Origin of the sequence: Bradyrhizobium sp. 154, assembly GCF_023073875.1 — a bacterium.
Classification (GTDB): Bacteria; Pseudomonadota; Alphaproteobacteria; order Rhizobiales; family Xanthobacteraceae; genus Bradyrhizobium.
Map to the genome: position 1 here is coordinate 125,203 of NZ_JADPKG010000112.1, position 19,051 is coordinate 144,253.

General features: G+C 64.8%; 15 protein-coding genes. 6 read left to right on the plus strand and 9 right to left on the minus strand.

What is annotated here, in order from left to right; all coding sequences use genetic code 11:
• The first annotated feature begins 45 nt into the window (after positions 1-45).
• From IVA92_RS27825 to IVA92_RS27835, 3 genes are all read left to right on the plus strand, one after another.
• Positions 46-1,644 carry a GMC family oxidoreductase gene (locus IVA92_RS27825; protein WP_247279241.1) on the plus strand — a complete coding sequence of 533 codons (1,599 nt, stop codon included), beginning with the start codon at positions 46-48 and terminating at the stop codon, positions 1,642-1,644.
• 202 nt (positions 1,645-1,846) lie between these two features.
• Entirely contained in the window at positions 1,847-2,296 is a 450-nt protein-coding gene (locus IVA92_RS27830) for a gluconate 2-dehydrogenase subunit 3 family protein (protein ID WP_247279242.1), read from the plus strand.
• Positions 2,297-2,378: 82 nt separating this feature from the next.
• Positions 2,379-3,398, plus strand: a complete 1,020-nt coding sequence (locus IVA92_RS27835; protein ID WP_247279243.1) for a trypsin-like peptidase domain-containing protein — start codon at positions 2,379-2,381, stop codon at positions 3,396-3,398.
• A gap of 382 nt (positions 3,399-3,780) precedes the next feature.
• Here the strand turns inward: IVA92_RS27835 and IVA92_RS27840 are convergent, their stop codons facing one another.
• A complete protein-coding gene (locus IVA92_RS27840; protein WP_247279244.1) occupies positions 3,781-7,254 on the minus strand; it encodes an indolepyruvate ferredoxin oxidoreductase family protein in 3,474 nt (1,157 codons plus the stop codon).
• 161 nt (positions 7,255-7,415) lie between these two features.
• On the opposite strand from IVA92_RS27840, the gene IVA92_RS27845 reads away from it, so the two are divergent.
• Together IVA92_RS27845 and IVA92_RS27850 are read left to right on the plus strand one after the other, a co-directional pair.
• A complete protein-coding gene (locus tag IVA92_RS27845; RefSeq protein ID WP_247279245.1) occupies positions 7,416-8,369 on the plus strand; it encodes a hypothetical protein in 954 nt (317 codons plus the stop codon).
• Positions 8,370-8,487: 118 nt separating this feature from the next.
• Positions 8,488-9,186: an isochorismatase family cysteine hydrolase gene (locus IVA92_RS27850; RefSeq protein WP_247279246.1), complete on the plus strand. Its 699-nt coding sequence runs from the start codon at positions 8,488-8,490 to the stop codon at positions 9,184-9,186.
• Positions 9,187-9,215: 29 nt separating this feature from the next.
• Here the strand turns inward: IVA92_RS27850 and soxA are convergent, their stop codons facing one another.
• The 7 genes from soxA to IVA92_RS27885 form a co-directional block, all read right to left on the minus strand.
• Complete coding sequence (gene soxA / locus IVA92_RS27855; RefSeq protein WP_247279247.1) at positions 9,216-9,992, minus strand: sulfur oxidation c-type cytochrome SoxA; 777 nt, start codon at positions 9,990-9,992, stop codon at positions 9,216-9,218.
• The gene (gene soxZ, locus IVA92_RS27860) at positions 9,989-10,306 is read right to left on the minus strand and encodes a thiosulfate oxidation carrier complex protein SoxZ (RefSeq protein WP_247279248.1); all 318 of its coding nucleotides are present in this window, start codon (positions 10,304-10,306) and stop codon (positions 9,989-9,991) included. Before soxZ ends, soxA begins: the two co-directional genes overlap by 4 nt.
• On the minus strand, positions 10,306-10,773 hold the full coding sequence (locus IVA92_RS27865) for a SoxY-related AACIE arm protein (protein WP_247279249.1): 468 nt from the start codon (positions 10,771-10,773) through the stop codon (positions 10,306-10,308). Before IVA92_RS27865 ends, soxZ begins: the two co-directional genes overlap by 1 nt.
• An 8-nt stretch (positions 10,774-10,781) precedes the next feature.
• Entirely contained in the window at positions 10,782-11,219 is a 438-nt protein-coding gene (gene soxX, locus IVA92_RS27870; RefSeq protein ID WP_247279250.1) for a sulfur oxidation c-type cytochrome SoxX, read from the minus strand.
• 194 nt (positions 11,220-11,413) lie between these two features.
• Positions 11,414-12,685 carry an NAD(P)/FAD-dependent oxidoreductase gene (locus IVA92_RS27875; RefSeq protein WP_247279251.1) on the minus strand — a complete coding sequence of 424 codons (1,272 nt, stop codon included), beginning with the start codon at positions 12,683-12,685 and terminating at the stop codon, positions 11,414-11,416.
• A 54-nt stretch (positions 12,686-12,739) separates the two neighbouring features.
• Positions 12,740-14,926, minus strand: coding sequence for a molybdopterin cofactor-binding domain-containing protein (locus IVA92_RS27880; RefSeq protein WP_247279252.1), 2,187 nt, complete (start codon positions 14,924-14,926; stop codon positions 12,740-12,742).
• An 11-nt stretch (positions 14,927-14,937) separates the two neighbouring features.
• Positions 14,938-15,387, minus strand: coding sequence for a (2Fe-2S)-binding protein (locus IVA92_RS27885; RefSeq protein ID WP_247279253.1), 450 nt, complete (start codon positions 15,385-15,387; stop codon positions 14,938-14,940).
• Positions 15,388-15,717: 330 nt separating this feature from the next.
• Here IVA92_RS27885 and IVA92_RS27890 point away from each other — a divergent pair, with 330 nt between their 5' ends.
• Positions 15,718-17,322 carry a radical SAM protein gene (locus IVA92_RS27890; RefSeq protein ID WP_247279254.1) on the plus strand — a complete coding sequence of 535 codons (1,605 nt, stop codon included), beginning with the start codon at positions 15,718-15,720 and terminating at the stop codon, positions 17,320-17,322.
• 17 nt (positions 17,323-17,339) lie between these two features.
• Here IVA92_RS27890 and IVA92_RS27895 read toward each other — a convergent pair whose 3' ends face one another.
• A complete protein-coding gene (locus IVA92_RS27895; protein WP_247279255.1) occupies positions 17,340-18,728 on the minus strand; it encodes an MFS transporter in 1,389 nt (462 codons plus the stop codon).
• Between the last annotated feature and the right edge of the window lie 323 nt (positions 18,729-19,051).

Sequence of the window (19,051 nt, forward strand, 5' to 3'; positions counted from 1 at the left end):
AGGGCCGAATCGCCCGGAAAGCGGCGAGGGGAGGAAAAGGTTGCAATGAAAGACCCCGTGGACGTCCTGATCATCGGCGCCGGCGCTTCCGGCGCGGCGGTGGCGTGGTCGCTGGCCGAGACCAAGATGCACATTCTCTGCCTGGAGCAGGGCGGCTGGATGAATCCGGCGGAATATCCCAGCACCGGGCGGGACTGGGAAGCCAAGTTCTACGGCGAATGGTCGTCGAGCCCCAACGTCCGCGGGCGGCCCGAGGACTATCCGATCAACGACGACAATTCGCCGATCAAGGTCGTCAACTACAATGCAGTAGGCGGCTCGACGGTCATGTACACCGCGCACTGGCCGCGGCTGCATCCCTCCGATTTCAAGGTGAAGACGCTCGATGGCGTCGCCGACGACTGGCCGATCGACTACGATGCGCTGACCCCGTTCTTCGAGGAGAACGACCGGATGATGGGGACCTCCGGCCTGTCAGGCGATCCGCTTTCGCCGCTGACGCATCCGCCGATGCCGCAACAGCCGCTGGGATTGTCCGGCGCCATCATCGGCAAGGCCATGAACAAGCTCGGCTGGCACTGGTGGCCGTCTGACACGACGGTCGCGACAATGGACTATGAGGGCCGGGCGCGCTGCATCAATCTCGGCCATTGCACGCCGGCCTGCGCGCAAGGCGCAAAGTCTTCCACCGACATCACCTATTGGCCGCATGCGATCCGTGCCGGCGTCGAGCTGCGCACCCATTGCCGCGTGCGTGAGATCACCACCGACGAGACCGGCATGGCCTCGGGCGTGGTCTATTACGACAAGGACGGCATCGAGCAATTTCAGCCCGCCCACGTCGTCATCATCGCCTGCAACGGCGTCGGTACGCCGCGATTGCTGCTGAACTCGGCCTCGGGGCGTTTTCCGAATGGACTTGCCAATTCGTCCGGGCTCGTCGGCAAGAACCTGATGTTTCACCCCTATGCGCAGATCTACGGCTATGTGAAGGAGCCGACGGACAGCAACCGCGCGCCGCCGACCTGCCTGTGGAGCAAGCAGTGGTATGACACGGACCTGTCGCGCGGCTTCGTGCGCGGCTACGGCGTGCAGTTCGTACGCGGGGCAGGACCGGTGTTCGAGGCCGTCGTCAGCGAGCAGAAGGGCATTTTGCCCTGGGGCGCCGACCATCACCGCGTCTTCCGTAAGCTCAATGGCCATCGGCTGGGTTTCTCCGCGATCTGCGAGGACCTGCCCGAAGAGCATAATCGCGTCACGCTCGATCCGGTGCTGAAGGACAGCCACGGCATTCCCGCACCGAAGATCGATTATACGATCAGCGAGAACAGCCGGAAGATGATGGAGCATGCGCTCGCCCGCGGCCGCGAGGTTCTCGAAACGGCGGGCGCGACCGACATCTGCATCAATTCGCCGATCCCGTGGGGCGGCTGGCACCTGCTCGGCACCGCGCGGATGGGCACCGACCCCGAACGCTCGGTCGTCAACGAATGGGGCCGCACCCACGACGTCAAGAACCTGTTCATCGTCGACGGCAGCATCTTCGTCACTTCGGGCGGGGTAAACCCGACCTCCACCATCCAGGCCCTCGCGCTTTATATCGCCGATCAGATGAAGCAGCGCCTCGCCAATTTGTTCGATTGAGGGCCCGTGATGGATGCACTGAACCCGCCACGAATTCGCTGCACCTCTCCCGCTTGCGGGAGAGATCGCCGCGCTCGAAGAGCGCGGCGGGCGAGGGCTCTCCCCTCTCGAGGAGTCTCTCTGCGGAGATACCCTCTCCCCAACCCTCCCCCGCAAGCGGGGGAGGGAGCAGACCTTCATCGCGGCGTTAGAAGAGCGCACAATGACTGATCAACTCTCCCTCACGCCGCGTCAGCGCGGCGACCTCCGCACCATTGCCGCGATGATCATTCCGGCCAGCGAAGAATACCGGGTCCCGGGCGCCGACGATCCCGCGATCCAGGCCGACATGTTGGCCACGCTCGGCCGCGACACCAAACAGGTGGCGGCGGCGCTAGATCATTTGGCGCGGCTCGCCGGAGCGCCGCTCGTCGAGCTCGATGCCGCCAGGCGCGATGCGGTGGCGCAGGATTTTCGCAAACATGGCGGTGTCGCCGCCGCAACGCTCGTCCGCGTCGTGCTGCAATGCTATTACCGCGACGACCGCGTGCTGGGCTCGCTCGGGCTCGAGCTGCGCGCACCATTCCCCAAGGGCCATGTGCTCCCGGATGGAGACTGGTCGCTGCTCGATCCGGTCAAGGCGAGAGGCGGCTCGCTGAGGCGGGCACCCTAGCAGCCCAGCCTTGCGCCGCGGTCGGGCCACTTGCGCGAGAGAGAACAGGCCACCATCTGTGTGAGCCTCAAGGACTCTTGCCATGTTGGACTTCACCTCAGATGTCGCCGATGACGCATCGTCATCGCGAACGACGGCGTCTGCTCCGGTCGATGACCGGGCTCTGCTGGACGCCTATTCCAATGCCGTGATCGACGTGACCGACCGCGTCGGCCCTGCGGTCGTGCGTGTCGAGACCGGGCCGAAAGTGCCGAACGGCCGCGAGCGCGGCGGGCTCGGCTCGGGCACCGTGATCTCGCCTGATGGACTCGTGCTCACCAACAGCCATGTGGTCGGCTCGTCAAAAGAGATTCGGCTGCGCGACGTTGAGGGGCACGTCGGCGACGCCCAGGTGCTCGGTGTCGATCCCGACACTGACCTCGCGCTCTTGCGCGCCAACGGCGTGCGCCATTTGCCTTATGCCGCGCTTGGCAACTCCAAGAGCCTGCGGCGGGGCCAACTCGTGATCGCGATCGGCAATCCGCTCGGCTTCGAGTCGACCGTGACCGCCGGAGTCGTCTCGGCGCTCGGCCGCTCGATCCGCTCGGTCAGCGGGCGCACCATCGAGGATGTGATCCAGACCGATGCCGCGCTCAATCCCGGCAATTCCGGCGGACCACTGGTCTCGTCGAATGCCGAGGTGATAGGCATCAACACCGCCATCATCAACGGGGCGCAGGGCATCTGCTTTGCGGTCGCCAGCAACACTGCGCAGTTCGTGCTGTCGGAGATCATCCGCCACGGTTATGTCCGCCGCGCCTATATCGGCGTTGCCGGGCAGACCGCGCCGGTCCCGCGGCGGCATGCGGTGCTGGCCGGTGTCGAGAACAAGATGGGCGCGCTCTTGATGCAAATCGAGCCGGACGGCCCGGCGGCGAAGGCGGGCCTGTTGCCCGGTGACGTCGTGATCAGGCTCGACGGCATCGAGATCAACGGTGTCGACGATCTGATCCGCGTGCTCGACCGCGACCGGATCGGCCGGCGGTTGTCCATGGACGTGCTGCGGCTCGGCCGCCTGCGGGCGATCGATATCGATCCGATCGAACGCAAGCCAGCGCGCTAGCGCGGTTCCCCTTGGGCGAGGTACGACGGTGTCATGCCTTGTCCTCGGAAGCCCGCCGCATGATGCCGGCACATCAAAGCTACGACATCATCGGCGCCCGTGCCGGCGGCATGACAGCTGCGGCCGTCGCTGCGGGCCGAAGGGCTGCGCGTGGACGCGCGGCCAAACTGTCAGTGATGTGTCCGAACAGGCGTCAGCCATGTCTGCGGTCTAAACACTTCGCGGGCGATGATACTCAGTGTGTGGCGAGGCGCATTCCACCATCTCCGTCGTTGCGAACGTAGCGAAGCAATCCAGAGTCTTTCCGCGGGGGTTAGTCTGGATTGCTTCGTCGCAAGGGCTCCTCGCAATGACGCGGGGCGAGAGCTTCGCGCTCTCGCCACTACTCGGCCGCGGCGGCAAAGCGGCTGTTCTCCAGCTCCGCTTCCAGCCGCGCCGTCTCGGTCGAGGCAAGTTTGATATTTGCTTCCTTGACGTGGCCGAAGCCGCGGATCATTTCCGGCACGCGCGCAAGCCGCACCAGCAGCGGGATCTGCTCTGCCTTCAGTCCCGCGATCCGCTGATCGATCATGCCGAGATAGTCCTCAATCAGCTTGCGCTCTGTCTTGCGCTCATCGGTACGGCCGAACGGATCGAACGTGGTGCCACGCAGGTACTTGAGTTTCGCGAGAACGCGGAAGGCGTGGATCATCCAGCCGCCGAACTCCTGCTTTTGAAGCCGGCCCGTCTTGTCGCGTTTCGCGAAGATCGGTGGGGCAAGATGGTATTTCAGCGTGAAGTCGCCGTCGAATTTTTCCGACACCTTCTTGGCGAAGCTGCCATCAGTGTAGAGCCGTGCGACCTCATACTCGTCCTTATAGGACATCAGCTTGAACAGGTTCTTTGCGACTGCCTCGGTCAGCTCGGTGGAGCCCGGCGTGGCCGCGCTCTCCGCCTTGCGTACCTTGGCGACGGCTGCGAGGTAGCGCTCGGCATATGCCCTATTCTGATAGCCAGTCAGGAACTCGGCGCGGGTCGCGGTGATGTCGTCGAGCGACTTGGTCGGTGCGGCCGCCCTGTTCTTGAACTGGAGCACGCTGCGCACCCGCGACATGTCGTGGGCGGCGAGACGGCCCCAAGTGAAGGCGAGCTTGTTCATCTCGATCGCGGTGCCGTTGATCTCGAAGGCGCGGAGCAGGGCCTCCAGCGACAGCGGGATCGCGCCCTTCTGGAAGGCGAAGCCGAGCATGAAGGGATTGGTGGCGATGCTGTCGCCCATCAGCGCGGCGGCAACGCCCGTCGCGTCGATGATGTCGAGATTCTTGTCCCCGACGGCATCGCGCAGCACCGTCTGCATCGTTCCCATCTCGAAATCGAGATCCGGGTTTTGCACGAAGCTCGCGGTCGGCTGCAGATCGGCGTTGATGTAGGCCTTGGTCACGCCGCGCTCGGCGCGGCTCAGCGCGGTGGCACCGGCCGAGACGATCATGTCGCAGCCGAGGATGACGTCGGCGCCGCCGGTCGTGATGCGGACGGCGGAGATATCCTCCGGCTTCGGCGCGATACGGACATGGCTCATCACCGCGCCGTTCTTCTGCGACAGTCCGGTGAAATCGAGCGCCGAGCAGCCGCGGCCCTCGACATGGGCGGCCATGCCGAGCAGCGCGCCGATGGTGATGACGCCGGTGCCGCCGATGCCCGTAACGAGGATGTTATAAGGGCGGTCCAGCTCGCGCATTGGGGGCAGCGGCAGGTCGGCGAACAGTTGGCCGGAATCGACCGCTGACGTCTTCATGCGCTTCAGGCTGCCGCCATACACGGTCACAAAACTCGGGCAAAAGCCCTCGACGCAGGAAAAGTCCTTGTTGCAGTTCGACTGGTCGATCTGGCGCTTGCGGCCGAACTCGGTCTCCAGCGGCTGCACCGAGACGCAGTTGGAGGCCTGCGAGCAGTCGCCGCAGCCTTCGCAGACGAGCTCGTTGATGAAGGCGCGCTTGGCGGGATCGGGATAGAGCCCGCGCTTGCGGCGGCGGCGCTTTTCTGCCGCGCAGGTCTGGTCGTAGATGATGACCGTGAGGCCCTTGATGTCGCGCAGCTCGCGCTGCACGGCGTCGAGCTCGCGGCGGTGGTGGATGGTCGCGCCTTGCGGGAAGTAATTTCCTGGCGGATACTTGCTCGGATCGTCCGAGACGATCGCGAGGCGCTTGACCCCTTCGGCCCAAACCTGATGCGCGATTTGCGCGACGTTAAAGCTGCCTTCGGCTGGCTGGCCCCCGGTCATGGCGACGGCATCGTTGTAGAGAATCTTGTAGGTGATGTTGATGCCGGCAGCCGAAGCGGCGCGGAGCGCCAGAAGTCCGGAATGCGTATAGGTACCGTCACCGAGATTCTGAAAAATGTGCTTCTCGGTGGTGAAGGGCGATTGGCCGATCCAGTTCACGCCTTCGGCGCCCATATGCGAGATCAGATCGGTGCGGCGCGTCGGCATGCTCAGGGCCATGCCGTGGCAGCCGATGCCGGCCATGGCGCGGCTTCCTTCGGGCACGCGCGTCGAGGAGTTGTGCGGACAGCCCGAGCAGAAGAACGGCGTGCGCGCAAGCTTGATCGGCGTGATGGTGGTAACAGGGTTGTCAAACGCCTCGAGCCGCGCGAGGCGCTGCTCCAGCACCGGGCTGTGATGGCCGAGCTTACGTAACCGCGCCACCAGCGCAGAGGCAACGATGGTGGGCGTCAGCTCGCCCTCGCTCGGCAGCAGCGGCGCGCCGCGCTCGTCGCGCTTTCCCGTGACAGTCGGGCGTTTCGAGGCATCGATGTTGTAGAGGATGCGCATCAGCTGGTCTTCGATGAAGCCGCGCTTCTCCTCGACCACGAGCACGTCCTGAAGACCCTCGGCGAAACGCTTGGCGCCGCTCTCTTCCAGCGGCCAGGTCATCGCAACCTTGTAGATGCGAAGGCCGAGGTCCTGCGCGTCCTTGTCGGTGATCCCTAAGTCGGCGAGCGCTTGGCGCAGATCGAGATAGGCCTTGCCGGTCGCGACGATGCCGAGCCGAGCCGGCTTGGAATCGAGCACGATACGGTCGAGTTGGTTGGCTCGGGCGAAAGCCTGCACCGCTTCCATCTTCGGCCCGAACAGGCGCCTCTCGGCCTCCAGCGGCGGATCAGGCCAGCGGATGTTGAGACCGCTGGCCGGCATCTCGAAATCGTCGGGAAGCCTGATCTGGATGCGCTCGGGGTCGCTATAGATCGAGGCCGAGCTCTCGACAGTTTCGCTGATGGCCTTGAAACCGACCCAGCAGCCGGAGAAGCGCGACAGCGCAAAGCCATAAAGGCCGAGGTCGAGATAATCCTGAAGCGTGGCGGGATTGATCACTGGGATCAGCGCTGCCGCGAACACCTGCTCGCTCTGATGAGCCAGCGTCGAGGACTGGCAGCCATGATCGTCACCGGCCAGCGCCAGCACGCCGCCATTGAGCGAGGTGCCAGCGGCGTTGGCGTGCTTGAGCGCATCGACCGAGCGATCGACGCCGGGGCCCTTGCCGTACCAGATGCCGAACACGCCATCGACCTTGGCGCCGGGAAACAGCCCGACTTGCTGGCTGCCCCAGACCGCGGTCGCCGCGAGGTCCTCGTTCAGGCCGGGCACGAAGGCGATGTCATGCTGCTGCAGATGCGATTTCGCGCGCCACAGCGCGTGGTCATACATCCCGAGCGGGGAACCGCGATAGCCCGAGATGAAACCGCCGGTGTTAAACCCCTGAAGCCGGTCGCGTTCGCGCTGCAACATCGGCAAGCGGACCAGGGCCTGGGTGCCGGACAGGAAGATCCGCTTCGATTCGAGCCGGTATTTATCGTCCAGCTCGACCTGCATTAGCGTCATTTCGGAAGTCCTCGTCTTCTTGCTCGGCGCGGGTCTGTGCTGCGGGAGGGATTGCGCGGCGCGACGCGAATTGTGACAGTCAAAGCATGGGTCGGCGAAGTCAATATCGCTGGCCGCATCCGTGGCGCTCCTGCTAGTCATGGCTACTTGTGGAGAACACCATGGCTGCAAACGCATTCGACACCGAGATCACTGAGACGGCCCAGGCGTTGATCGGACCGTGGCGCCGGCCGCGCCAGATGCTGCAAGCGCAAACTTACGAGGCGCACGCCTCGATCCATGACGACGCCACGGCGCAGAAGCTCGGCTTCAAGGGCGGCACTATCGAGGGGCCCACGCATTTCAGCCAGTTCGCACCGCTCGGCGAACGGCTGTGGGGGCGCGCTTGGTTCGAAACGGGGTGCCTCTCCGCGCATTACCGCAGCGTCTGCTATGAGGGTGAGGAGGTGCAGGCAATCCTGTCGAAGCCGCTGCCGGCTACCCGCCAGTGCCAGATCCAGATGGTCAAGCGCGACGGCACCGAGGTGCTGCGCGGCACCGCCTCGGTCGGCGAGCCGCACGTAGCGACCGCGCTCGAGACGCGCCTTGGCGAGCTCAAGCCGCTGACCGATCCCGTGATCCTGCGCGACGTGAAGGTGGCGCAGACCAGCAAACGGCAGACTGTCCGCATGGCATTTGATCAGAATATGGGCGATCTCTACCCGTTCTCGCTGCGGCAGAAACTCGCGGTCATCACGGAGAGCTCTCCGTACTACTCTGGCGCCGACAATCCATGGCGCAAGCCTATCATCCCGATCGAGATGCTCAGCGTGCTGTTCCAGTACCGCTCCAAGGACGATCCGCTGCCGGCCAAGGGGCCCGCGGTCGGCCTGTTCGCCGATCAGGAGATCCGCCTGCTGCAGGGCCCGCTCTTCGTCGGCGAGGACTATGAGGTGGAGCGCGAGGTGGTCGCACTTTCCGGCAGCCGGCGAACCGAAAGCGCCTGGGTCAAGACGCGCGTGTTCGACAAGGCGAATGCACAGGTCGCCACCATGCTGCTGAACATGGCGACGCTGAAGGAGTCGTACGCGCCATACGAGGACGAGTATCGGCAGCTGTATGGGGCGGGAGGGTAGCGGCGAGCGGTGGCGTCCGCCTCTCCCGTGAGAACGGGAAGCAAGACCAGAGAGCGTCGCTTCGAATGGCACGGCGCTTGCACAAGTTTGCGGCACAGCGTTCGGGCAAGGGGGCATCATGCTGAACTCAACCAAGCCGGCACGGGGAATCATCAATGCCGAGCCCGAGCCGATCGAGCTCGACTGGCTCGTCACCGCGCTCCTCATCATCGACATGCAGCGCGACTTCTTGGAGCCAGGCGGTTTCGGTGAGACGCTGGGAAACAACGTCAGCCAGCTCGCGCGCGCGGTGAATCCGATCGGCGCGGTGCTGAAGGCGGCGCGCGACACCGGCATGCTGGTGATCCACACCCGGGAAGGCCATCTGCCGGATCTCTCCGACGCACCGCCGGCGAAGCTCGAGCGCGGCGCGCCGTCCTTGCGCATCGGCGATCCCGGCCCGATGGGGCGTATTCTCATTCGCGGCGAGGCCGGGCACGATATCATTCCCGAGCTCTATCCGCTTGACAGTGAGATCGTGATCGACAAGCCGGGCAAGGGTGCGTTTTACGCCACCGAGCTCGGCGACGTCTTGGAGAAATACGGCATCGAAAACTTGCTCGTATGCGGTGTCACCACGGAGGTCTGCGTCAACACCACCGTGCGCGAGGCCAATGACCGCGGCTATCGCTGCATCGTGATCTCCGACGGCTGCGCATCTTACTTTCCCGAGTTTCACGAGATGGGCCTAAAGATGATCAAGGCTCAAGGCGGCATCTTCGGCTGGGTCGCGGATTCGGCCGCCATCCTGGTGGCGATGAAGACTTTGACGGGCTAGACGACGGCCAGTTTCAGATTCGTTATGACCTACGGCCGCACCGCCGGCGTCTCCATTGGCAAGCCGCGCGCCCGCGACATCAGATAGAGCTCGAGCGCAACGAGCTCGGGCGAGCCGTAATCATAAGCCTGGGCGCGCACGCCGGTCATGCAGCTGCGCAGCCGTCGCTCCAGTGAACCCAGCGTCTGCCATTCCAGGCGATAGAGTGGATATCCGGTCGGCTGTCCCTGCGTGATCGGCGCACCGGCGAGACGTTTATCGAAATTGTCGTCATGGCAGTTGGAGCAGGCAAGATTGAGCTGGCCCTCGCGCTGCATGAACAGGTCGCGGCCCTGGTCGACGAAGGGTCTTACTTGCGGATCGTCGCCGGCGGTGATCGGAACGCCGCGCGATTGATGGGCGACGAAAGCGGACAACGCCAGCAGGTCGCGGCTCTCGTATGGCAGTGGCGTAGCCTGCTGGTGGTTGCTGCGGCAGAGATTGATGCGTTGGTCGAGCGTGACGGGGCGGCCGAGCGCCTTGTCGAAGGCGGGATAGCGCGCCGCGACGCCCTTCATGCTGCCGCGGGCATCGCCATGGCAGTCGGCGCAGGAGTTCTGCGCACGGCCGGTCTTCTTCCCCCACAGCGCCTCGCCGTCGAGCACGAATAGCATGCCCGGATTGGAGGTGTCGTCATCCTGCATCGCGCGCGTGTCGGGTCCCATGAAGGAATAACCGGAGCGACGCGCCTCGGGCGGGATTTCACCGGCGAGCAGGGCAGGGACCGTGGCGGTCAGCGCCACCGCTATCGCGCGCCAAAACCTCATTCGACTAGGATGGACACCGATGCGGTGGACGAATAGCCGTTGTCGCCGATCCATTCGAATTCGAACTTGCCGCTGTCCTTGGCGACCGTGAAGAACGACAGATAAGGGTTCGCGGCGATCGCCGGGAACAGATCCGCGCGGAAGATCTCGGTGCCGTTGTAGCGGCACGTGAAGCTCTGGATGATGTCGCGCGGCACCAGCGCGCCGGCTGCGGTGTGGCGGAAGCCGGTCTCCATGATGTGTGAAGTCAGCGTGCGGATCTCGATGATCTCGCCGCGTTTGGCCTTGGCCGGAACATTGATGAGCGCTGCCATCAGTTCATCTCCTCTGTGCAGGCGGCCAGCGTCACGACGACGTCGGCGGCGACCTGCCAGAAGGTGTCGTCGGAAAGGCGCGCGATCGCGACCACCTTCTGGCTGTCGGCGAGCCGGATCCGAGTCGAGACCTGGGCGCGGCCGGAGGAGGGACCGAGATGGAAATTGCCAATGTTCGGCTGCGGGTTCTTCTCGTTGAAGACGTGGATGCTCTTGACGTAGTCCGCGTCCGTCATTGGACTTGCGACGCTCACCGTCAACGGCACGGTATTGCCGTTCTCGACCAGCGGCGGGATGTCGAGCTTGATTTTGCCGGTGCGAATCTGTGCCTCACCGACGACGTTGCGGATCGCGGTGTTGAGCATTGGCGGTGTCGCCTCGACTGGCCGCAGCGTGACGATCGGGATCGTGCCGGCGGCCGTCAAGCTGCCGGCGAGGCTTAAGAATTGTCGTCGCGTGGTTGGCATGAGCGATCCTAGTCTCGGAGCGTTGCAAGATAGGCCACGATGTCCTCGATCTCGACGGCCGATAATATCGGCTCGCCGGCGAAATTGCGCCCGACGCGCACAAGCCCGTCATGGCGATAATAGGACGGCATGATGGTCTGCGGGTTGAAGCGCGAGGCATCGACCAGACGAAGCCGCAACTGACTCGCCGTCCACCGGTTCCCGGCACCGGTGAGATCGGGCGCGAGATCGCCCTGGAACGGCGTTTCCGGGAATGGACCGGAATGGCAGAGGATGCATGTCGTCGTGCGCGCCAGCACCAGCGCGCGGCCGCGCACGGCATCGCCGGGCGAGCCGGTGAGCGAAGCCGGAATGCCGTCGCCGATGATTGTGTAGGGCGCGAGGCTTTCGGCTTTCGCAACACCCGCGAGTGCAAGACTTGCTGCGACCAGCGCAGCGACAGTCAAGCGATTGTGTGAAGAGAAATCTAGCCGCGAACCCCTTTTACCTCTCCCGCTTGCGGGAGAGGTCGCGCCGAAAGCGCGGGTGAGGGCTCTTTCCTCTTGGGGGTTCTTGATTGCGGAGACACCCTCTCCCCAGCCCTCCCCCGCAGGCGGGGGAGGGAGCGCACCGTGTTCGTGGCTGGCAAGCGGACCGAATCTCATCCAAAGGTGTCCGCCGTGATGCTTTGAAACCAATGCTCGGCCTCAATCGCCTCGCGCGCACGCAGCTCGCGCGGCGCGTCAACGGGGCTGGTCGCGCCGCCTTCGACCTCCGCAAAGATGTCGCCCTTCGGCTGGTAATTGCCGGCAAGCGAAAAGCCGTAGCCGGGAGCGACAATGTTGTAGCAGACGCCGGTCAGCCGTGGCGTCTCCGGCGCACGGCCGGCAAGGAGGTTCACGATGGCAGCGGCGCAAGCCCTGCCTTGCGCGCTTGCAGCGGAAGCCGATTTGGGAATGCCGCCGCCGAGGCAGGCGTCGCCAATGACGTGGACATTCTTGACGAGCTTTGATTCGAAGGTGACGGGATCAATCGGGCACCAGCCGGTCGCGTCCGCAGCGCCTGCGATTTCGGCAATGCGCCCGGCGCGCTGCGGCGGAATAACGTTGGCAACATCAGGGGTGTAGTTGCCGAATTCGGTGACGATGGTTCTGGTTGCGGCATCGACCGAGGTGACGCGACCGCCTTGCGACAGCGCGACGCGATCGATCATATCGCCGTAGAGCTCCTTCCATGCCTTTTCGAACAGCCGCTGCTGTGAGAAACTGTCCTTGGCGTCGAGGATCAGCACCTTCGAGCGCGGCTTGTTCGTCTTGAGATAATGCGCAATCAGGCTGGCCCGCTCGTAAGGTGCTGGCGGACAGCGCAAGGGATTGGCGGGAATTGCGATCGCGACGGTGCCGCCGTCCGCCATCGCCTCCAATTGCCTGCGCAGCAGCAGGGTCTGCGCACCCGCCTTCCAGCCGTGCGGCATCTTTTCCGATGCGGCGTCGTCGTAGCCGGGCAGCGCTTCGACATGGAAGTCGATGCCTGGGGATAGCACGAGATGGTCATAACCGAACGCTTCCCCATCGGCCGCCGTCACGCTGCGCTTTTGCGTGTCGATGGTCGTCGCAGCCTGGGCGACGACGCTGATGCCCTGGGCGGTGAGCTTGTCGTACCCGAACTGCTGCGCCTCGATCTCGCGCAGGCCCGCGATCACCTCGTTGCTGAAGGGGCAGGAGATGAAGATATTGTTCGGCTCGATCAGGGTCACCTGCAATTTCGTATCGACACGCTTGAGCGCGCGGGCACAGGCCGCGCCGCCAAAGCCGCCGCCGACCACGACGACGCGGCCCGCCGATTGCGCCCGCAGGATCGAAGGTGCGGCGAGCGATGTGGCCGCAGCGGTGATGCCGAGGACGGCATTCCGCCGTGTCACCGGCGCATTCATGAGACTTGTCCGGAAAAATGCTGCGGCTGCCGTTGTGGCAGCCGCAGCGCTCTCTTAGGCGAAGGTGATGTTCTGGTCGCGCAGCGGCACCGAGCGGATGCGCTTGCCCGTTGCCGCGAAGTAGGCGTTGAGCACCGCCGGCGCCGCGACGCCGATGGTCGGCTCGCCGACGCCGCCCCAGAACCCGCCGCTCGGCACCATCACAGTTTCGACCTTCGGCATCTCGTTGATGCGCATCGAGTTGTAGGTGTCGAAGTTGGTTTGCTCGATCTTGCCGTCCTTGACGGTGCAGCCGCCGTAGAACAGCGCGGAGAGGCCATAGACGAAGGAGCCAGCGATCTGCCGCTCCACCTGCGCCGGATTGACGACATAGCCGGGATCGGTGGAGGCGACGATTCGATGCACCTTGATCTTGCTGCCATCGGTCACCGAGATTTCGGCGGCGCCGGCGACATAGCTGCCATAGCCCATGACCTGCGCGATGCCGCGATAGACGCCCTGCGGCGCGGGCGTGCTCCAGCCGATCTTCTCGGCAACGGCGTTAAGCACCGGGAGGTGCTTGGGGTGATTGCCCATCAGCTTGCGGCGGAATTCGAGCGGGTCCTGGCCTGCGGCCTCGGCCAGCTCGTCCATGAAGCATTCCATATAGATCGCGTTGTGATTGACGTTGACGCCGCGCCAGAAGCCGGGCGGGACGTGCGGGTTACGCATCGCGTGCTCGATCAGCAAGTTCGGCACCGAGTAGCCGAACGCGGCCTCGCCGGATTGGGCGACGCCCTGGAATGCGGCCGGATCCATGCCATTCTGCAACGCTTCGGGGCGCAGCGAGAACAGGATCGATTGGCCGGACAGGCGGTAGTGCAGCGCGACCAGATTGTTGTTGGCGTCGAACGCGCCGGTCATCTTGCACTGGGTGATCGGGTGATACTTGCCGTGCGCCATGTCCTCTTCGCGCGACCACAACAGCTTGATCGGTGTGCCCGGCATCTGCTTGGCGATCATGACCGCCTGGCGGACATAGTCGGTCTGGCCGCGCCGGCCGAAGCCGCCGCCGAGCATCACCTTGTGCACGTCGCACTTCTCCGCCGGCAATCCCGACGCCTCCAGCACCGCCGCGAACGCAGCCTCGCCATTCTGCGTGCCGCACCAGACCTCGCATTTGTCCGCGGTGTAGAGCGCCGTGGCGTTCATCGGCTCCATGGTGGCATGGTTCTGGTACGGGTAGCTATAGACGGCCTCGATCTTCTTGGCGGCACCGGCGATTGCCGCTTTGGCGTCGCCGTTCTTGTTGCCGACATAGGCCGGCTGCGCGTCGTCGAGGCCTTCAGCCAGCCATTTCGCAATGGACTCGCTGGAGACCTTGGCGTTGTCGCCCTCGTCCCAGACGATCGGCAGCGCCTCCAGCGCGGTCTTGGCGTGCCACCAGGTGTCGGCAACCACGGCAACCGCGGTATCGCCGACCTTGACGACCTTCTTGACGCCCTTCATGCCGGAGACCTTGGCTTCGTCAAAGCTCTTCAGCTTGCCGCCGAACACCGGGCAGTCCTTGATTGCGGCGTTCAACATGCCCGGCAGCTTGACGTCGATGCCGTAGATCATGGCGCCGGTGGTCTTGTCGGCGGTGTCGAGCCGCTTCACGCCCTTGCCGATCAGCTTCCAGTCCTTCGGATCCTTCAGCTTGACGTCCGCCGGTGGACTAAGCTTGGCCGCAGCCTCGGCGACCTTGCCGTAGGTCGTCGTCCTGCCCGAGGGCGTGTGGGTAATGACGCTGTTCGCGGCCGTGCATTCGGATGCCGGCACTTTCCACGCATCGGCGGCGGCCTGGATCAGCATCACGCGCGCGGTGGCGCCACCCTTGCGGACATAGTCCTGCGAGGAGCGGATGCCGCGGCTGCCGCCGGTCGAGAAATCGCCCCAGACACGCTTGCGGGCGACGCTCTGGCCCGGAGTTGGATATTCGGTCGTGACCTTGGTCCAGTCGCATTCGAGCTCCTCGGCGACGAGCTGGGCGAGGCCGGTCAGCGAGCCCTGACCCATTTCCGAACGGGCGATGCGGATCACGACCGTGTCGTCCGGCCGGACCACGACCCAGGCGCCGACCTCAGGCGAGCCGTCGGCGGCGCGGACCACGGCGGGGCCGCCGAACGGGATGTCGAGGCCGATTGCGAGGCCGGCGCCGACCGCGGCCGTGCCGATGACGAAGGCGCGGCGGTTGAGCCGCGGCGAAACATGCTTATTCATGTGGGATTTCCTTACGCGCTTGCGATCGTGTGAATCGCCTCGCGCACCTGGGCGAAGGTGCCGCAGCGGCAAATGTTGGTGATGGCCTCGTCGATGTCGGCGTCGGTCGGCTTCGGCTTCTCGTTCAAGAGCGCGGCCACCGCCATAATCATGCCGCTCTGGCAATAGCCGCATTGCGGCACGTCCTGGGCGATCCAGGCTTCCTGCACCTTGTGCAGCGAATCTCCGGAGGCGAGCCCTTCGATCGTGGTGATCTTCTTGCCCTCGGCCTCACTGACGGAAACGCCGCAGGAGCGCATCGCCACGCCATCGATGTGAACCGTGCAGGCGCCGCATTGTGCAATGCCGCAACCGTATTTGGTGCCGGTCAGGCCAGCGTTCTCGCGGATCGCCCAGAGCAGCGGCGTATCCGGCTCGACGTCGAGTGTGAAAGTTTTTCCGTTGATTGTTAGATTTGCCATCGCAAGTCCCCTGATTGGCCCAATCCACCGATTGAACTCAGGGACGCAATGTGTCGGGCAAACTGGAACTGTTCAAATCAACAGTCCGAGGGTATCTGTTGCGCTGCCGCTCGAGAGGATGGACCGGAGCGCTGTTTTGCCTCATCCCTTCTCGATCGATTCGGGTTGACGCCTCTTCGGTGGGCGCCAATCCGCGGCTGAAGGCGACGTCCGGCCGTGAACGCCGGTTCCGGGCCGGACCGCCGCCGCACAGCGGCGACAGTTTGTCCCTTTTGCGGGATGCAAGACGCAGGCACTTTGGTACACTGCGCCGCCGCCAACAGGAGTTCCATGAACGTGCCGAGTCCCTGCAACGTACTGATGCTCTACCCGCTGTTCTCGGCAGAGTCCTTCTGGAGCTTTGGCGAATCCTGCAAAGTGCTGGGCGTCAAGCGACCTGCCGCCCCTTTGGGCCTGATCACCGTCGCCGCAATGCTCCCCAAGAGCTGGACGGTCCGGCTGATCGATTGCAACACGGCGCCTTTCAGCGACGACGATCTCGCTTGGGCCGACGTCGTCTTCACCGGCGGAATGCTGCCGCAGCAGGCCGACACGCTGCGCCTGATCGAGCTCTGCCGCGCCGCCGGCAAGCCGGTGGTCGTCGGCGGTCCCGATCCCACCTCGAGCCCCCACATCTATGAGCGGGCCGACTTCCGGGTGCTCGGCGAGGCCGAGAGCGTCATCGACGAATTCATTGCGGCCTGGGACAACGGCGCCCGGTCCGGCGTCTTCACCGCGCCGAAATTCCAGGCCGACGTCACCACGACGCCGGTTCCGCGTTTCGACCTGCTCAAGTTCGAGGACTACCTCTATCTCGGTGTGCAGTATTCCCGCGGATGTCCGTTCACCTGCGAGTTCTGCGACATCATCGAGCTCTACGGACGCGTGCCGCGGACCAAGACCAACGAGCAGATCCTGCGCGAGCTCGATATGCTCTACCAGATGGGCTATCGGGGCCATCTCGACTTCGTCGACGACAACTTCATCGGCAACAAGAAGTCGCTGCGGCTGTTCCTGCCCCAGCTCGCCGAATGGCAGCGCGCCCACGGCTATCCGTTCGAATTCTCCACTGAAGCCTCGGTCAACCTCGCCGACGATCCGGAGCTCCTGGAGCTGATGGGGGCGGCCAATTTCTTTGGCATCTTCGTCGGCATTGAGAGCCCTGATCCGGCGACGCTGGTCGCGATGCGGAAGAAGCAGAACACGCGGCGCAATATCGCCGAGAGCATCCACAAGATCTACGCCGCCGGCATTCTCGTCACCGCGGGCTTCATCGTCGGATTCGACAACGAGAAGGTCTCGATGGCGGAGGCGATGATCGATTTTATCGAAGAGGCAGCGATCCCCGTCAGCATGGTCGGCCTGCTCTATGCCTTGCCGAACACGCAGCTGACGCGCCGCCTGGAGCGGGAAGGCCGGCTACACCCGGGCCACGATGTGGCGCCGACCATCGGCGCCGATCAGTGCACGGCGGGGATCAACTTCGATCCGGTGCGCCCGCTGCGCGACATCCTGACGGATTACAAGCGGGTACTCGAGCACATCTACAGCCCTTCGGCCTATGCAGGACGCGTCGACCGCCTGATGACGCTGCTTGACCGTTCGCGGCAGCGCCACGAGCTCGCGGAAGGCGACAAGCGCGCCAAGCTCGGCGCGATGGAAACGGTGCACCGTGTGGTCACCGCCCTTCCCGAGGCCCGCGGGCCGCTGTGGCAGACCTTCATGAACTGCGCCAAGCGCGATACCTCATCGGCGCGCATCGCCGTGCAGATGATCGCCGCCTACGCCCATCTCGGACCGTTCTCGCGCAAGGTCATCGCTGCCATCGATGAGCGCCTGGCGGCGCTGGACAACGAAACCGTCACTCCGGCGACTGCCGACGTGACGGCGGCTTGACCCCTGGGCTCGGGAGCTTACTTCACCGCCAGACGCAGGAAGCTCATCACGCTGCCGAGCGCGGCAAAGCCTGCGCCGAGCGCCAGCGCCAATGTCGCGCCGTCGTGGCCCGCGAGCGCGAAGCAGGCCGCGGCGAGCGCCGCGCCCGTGGTCTGCCCGGTCAGGCGCGCGGTGGCGACGATGCCGGAGGCGCTACCGCTGCGATGCGGCGGCGCGCTCGACATGACCGCCTTCATGTTCGGCGCCTGGAAGAAGCCGAATCCCATGCCGCAGATCACCATCCGCCAGATGATGTCGGCAATGGCGGGATTGGCCGGCAGCATCGCCAGCAGCGCCATGCCGAGGCCGAGCAGCACGAGGCCGATGCCGCCGAGCAGCCCGACCGCGTGGCGGTCGGACAGGCGCCCGGCGATCGGCGCCATGATGCCGACCACCAGCGGCCATGGCGTCATGAAGAATCCGGTCTCGACCTGCGAGCGCCCGAGCACGTCCTCGAAGTAGAACGGCAGCGAGACGAAGGCGAGGCCCTGCACGGCGAATGAGCACACCGCGGTTGCCGCCGACAGCGCGAACATCGGCCGGCTGAACAGGTCGATCGGCAGCATCGGCGCGGGATGGCCGGCATGGCGGCGCGTCAGGATGATTCCGAGCGCGAGCGCCGAGACCAACTCGATGCCGACGACCACCGGCGACAAATTATGCGCGGCGCTGCCGATCCCGGTGATGAACAGGCCGAGACAGGCGGACGCCAGCATCGCGCCGAGAAAGTCAAAACCGTGGTCGGCGCGCGGAGTCTTCGGCAGCATTGCAAAGCCGATGCCGATCGCGACCAGGCCGAACGGGATATTGACGGCGAACAGCCATGGCCACGGGCCGAGCGCGAGGATCGCCGACGCAATGGACGGCCCGAAGGTGAAGGCGGTCGCAACCACCAGCGCGTTGTGGCCGAAGCCGCGGCCCTGCATCCGGCCGGGATAGACGAAGCGGACCAAGGCAGTGTTGACGCTCATGATGCCGCTGGCCCCTAGGCCTTGCAGCGTGCGCGCGACGAGCAGGCTGTCCAGCGACCAGGCCACCGCGCAGAACAGCGAGGCGATGGTGAACAGGATCAGGCCGCCGAGATAGATGCGCTGGTGCCCGACGATCTCGCCGAGCGCCCCGAGCGGCAGCAGCGTCGCCACCAGCGCGATCTGATAGACGTTGACGACCCAGACCGATTGCTCCGGCGTGACATGCAGGTCGGCGGCAATGGCGGGCAGGGCGATGTTGGCGATCGCGGTGTCGAGCGAGGCCATCGCCAGCGCGGTGAAGATCGCGGCGATGGCCCAGCGCCGCTGCGCGGCCGGCAGGCCATCGGAAATGGTGTGATCGGGCTTGCGCGCTGCGGCAGGTAACGTGATTGTCATTGCGTTATTGTCATTGCCTTGCGCATTGCACCGGCGGCGTGTTGATGGGCTTTCGGCATGTACTACGGCCGGGCCGCCTGCCACAGAGACAAGCACGCATGCTGTGTATGCGCACGCCCGCAGCTGGGCGCTCAGACAAAAAGTGCGAAAACAACCCCATGCACAGTAGGGATGGGTTTGATCGACAAGGGGTTTTCCAACTGCACCGGGACGACATCTGCCGTCGCAGCGACGTTGACACGTCGGGCAAAACACCGGCAGGATGCTATCCTGCCATCGATGGGCACAGGCGCGCATTGGTTCGCTGGAATGCGCGGTCCGCT

What these genes read in the sequence shown, in the direction of transcription:
- IVA92_RS27880 (WP_247279252.1), bottom strand. Translation starts at nt 14,926, where the DNA reads ATGAATAAGCATGTTTCGCCGCGGCTCAACCGCCGCGCCTTCGTCATC.
- IVA92_RS27825 (WP_247279241.1), top strand. Translation starts at nt 46, where the DNA reads ATGAAAGACCCCGTGGACGTCCTGATCATCGGCGCCGGCGCTTCCGGC.
- IVA92_RS27835 (WP_247279243.1), top strand. Translation starts at nt 2,379, where the DNA reads ATGTTGGACTTCACCTCAGATGTCGCCGATGACGCATCGTCATCGCGA.
- IVA92_RS27850 (WP_247279246.1), top strand. Translation starts at nt 8,488, where the DNA reads ATGCTGAACTCAACCAAGCCGGCACGGGGAATCATCAATGCCGAGCCC.
- IVA92_RS27845 (WP_247279245.1), top strand. Translation starts at nt 7,416, where the DNA reads ATGGCTGCAAACGCATTCGACACCGAGATCACTGAGACGGCCCAGGCG.
- IVA92_RS27830 (WP_247279242.1), top strand. Translation starts at nt 1,847, where the DNA reads ATGACTGATCAACTCTCCCTCACGCCGCGTCAGCGCGGCGACCTCCGC.
- IVA92_RS27865 (WP_247279249.1), bottom strand. Translation starts at nt 10,773, where the DNA reads ATGCCAACCACGCGACGACAATTCTTAAGCCTCGCCGGCAGCTTGACG.
- IVA92_RS27840 (WP_247279244.1), bottom strand. Translation starts at nt 7,254, where the DNA reads ATGACGCTAATGCAGGTCGAGCTGGACGATAAATACCGGCTCGAATCG.
- IVA92_RS27890 (WP_247279254.1), top strand. Translation starts at nt 15,718, where the DNA reads ATGAACGTGCCGAGTCCCTGCAACGTACTGATGCTCTACCCGCTGTTC.
- IVA92_RS27885 (WP_247279253.1), bottom strand. Translation starts at nt 15,387, where the DNA reads ATGGCAAATCTAACAATCAACGGAAAAACTTTCACACTCGACGTCGAG.
- soxZ (WP_247279248.1), bottom strand. Translation starts at nt 10,306, where the DNA reads ATGGCAGCGCTCATCAATGTTCCGGCCAAGGCCAAACGCGGCGAGATC.
- IVA92_RS27875 (WP_247279251.1), bottom strand. Translation starts at nt 12,685, where the DNA reads ATGAATGCGCCGGTGACACGGCGGAATGCCGTCCTCGGCATCACCGCT.
- IVA92_RS27895 (WP_247279255.1), bottom strand. Translation starts at nt 18,728, where the DNA reads ATGACAATCACGTTACCTGCCGCAGCGCGCAAGCCCGATCACACCATT.
- soxA (WP_247279247.1), bottom strand. Translation starts at nt 9,992, where the DNA reads ATGAGGTTTTGGCGCGCGATAGCGGTGGCGCTGACCGCCACGGTCCCT.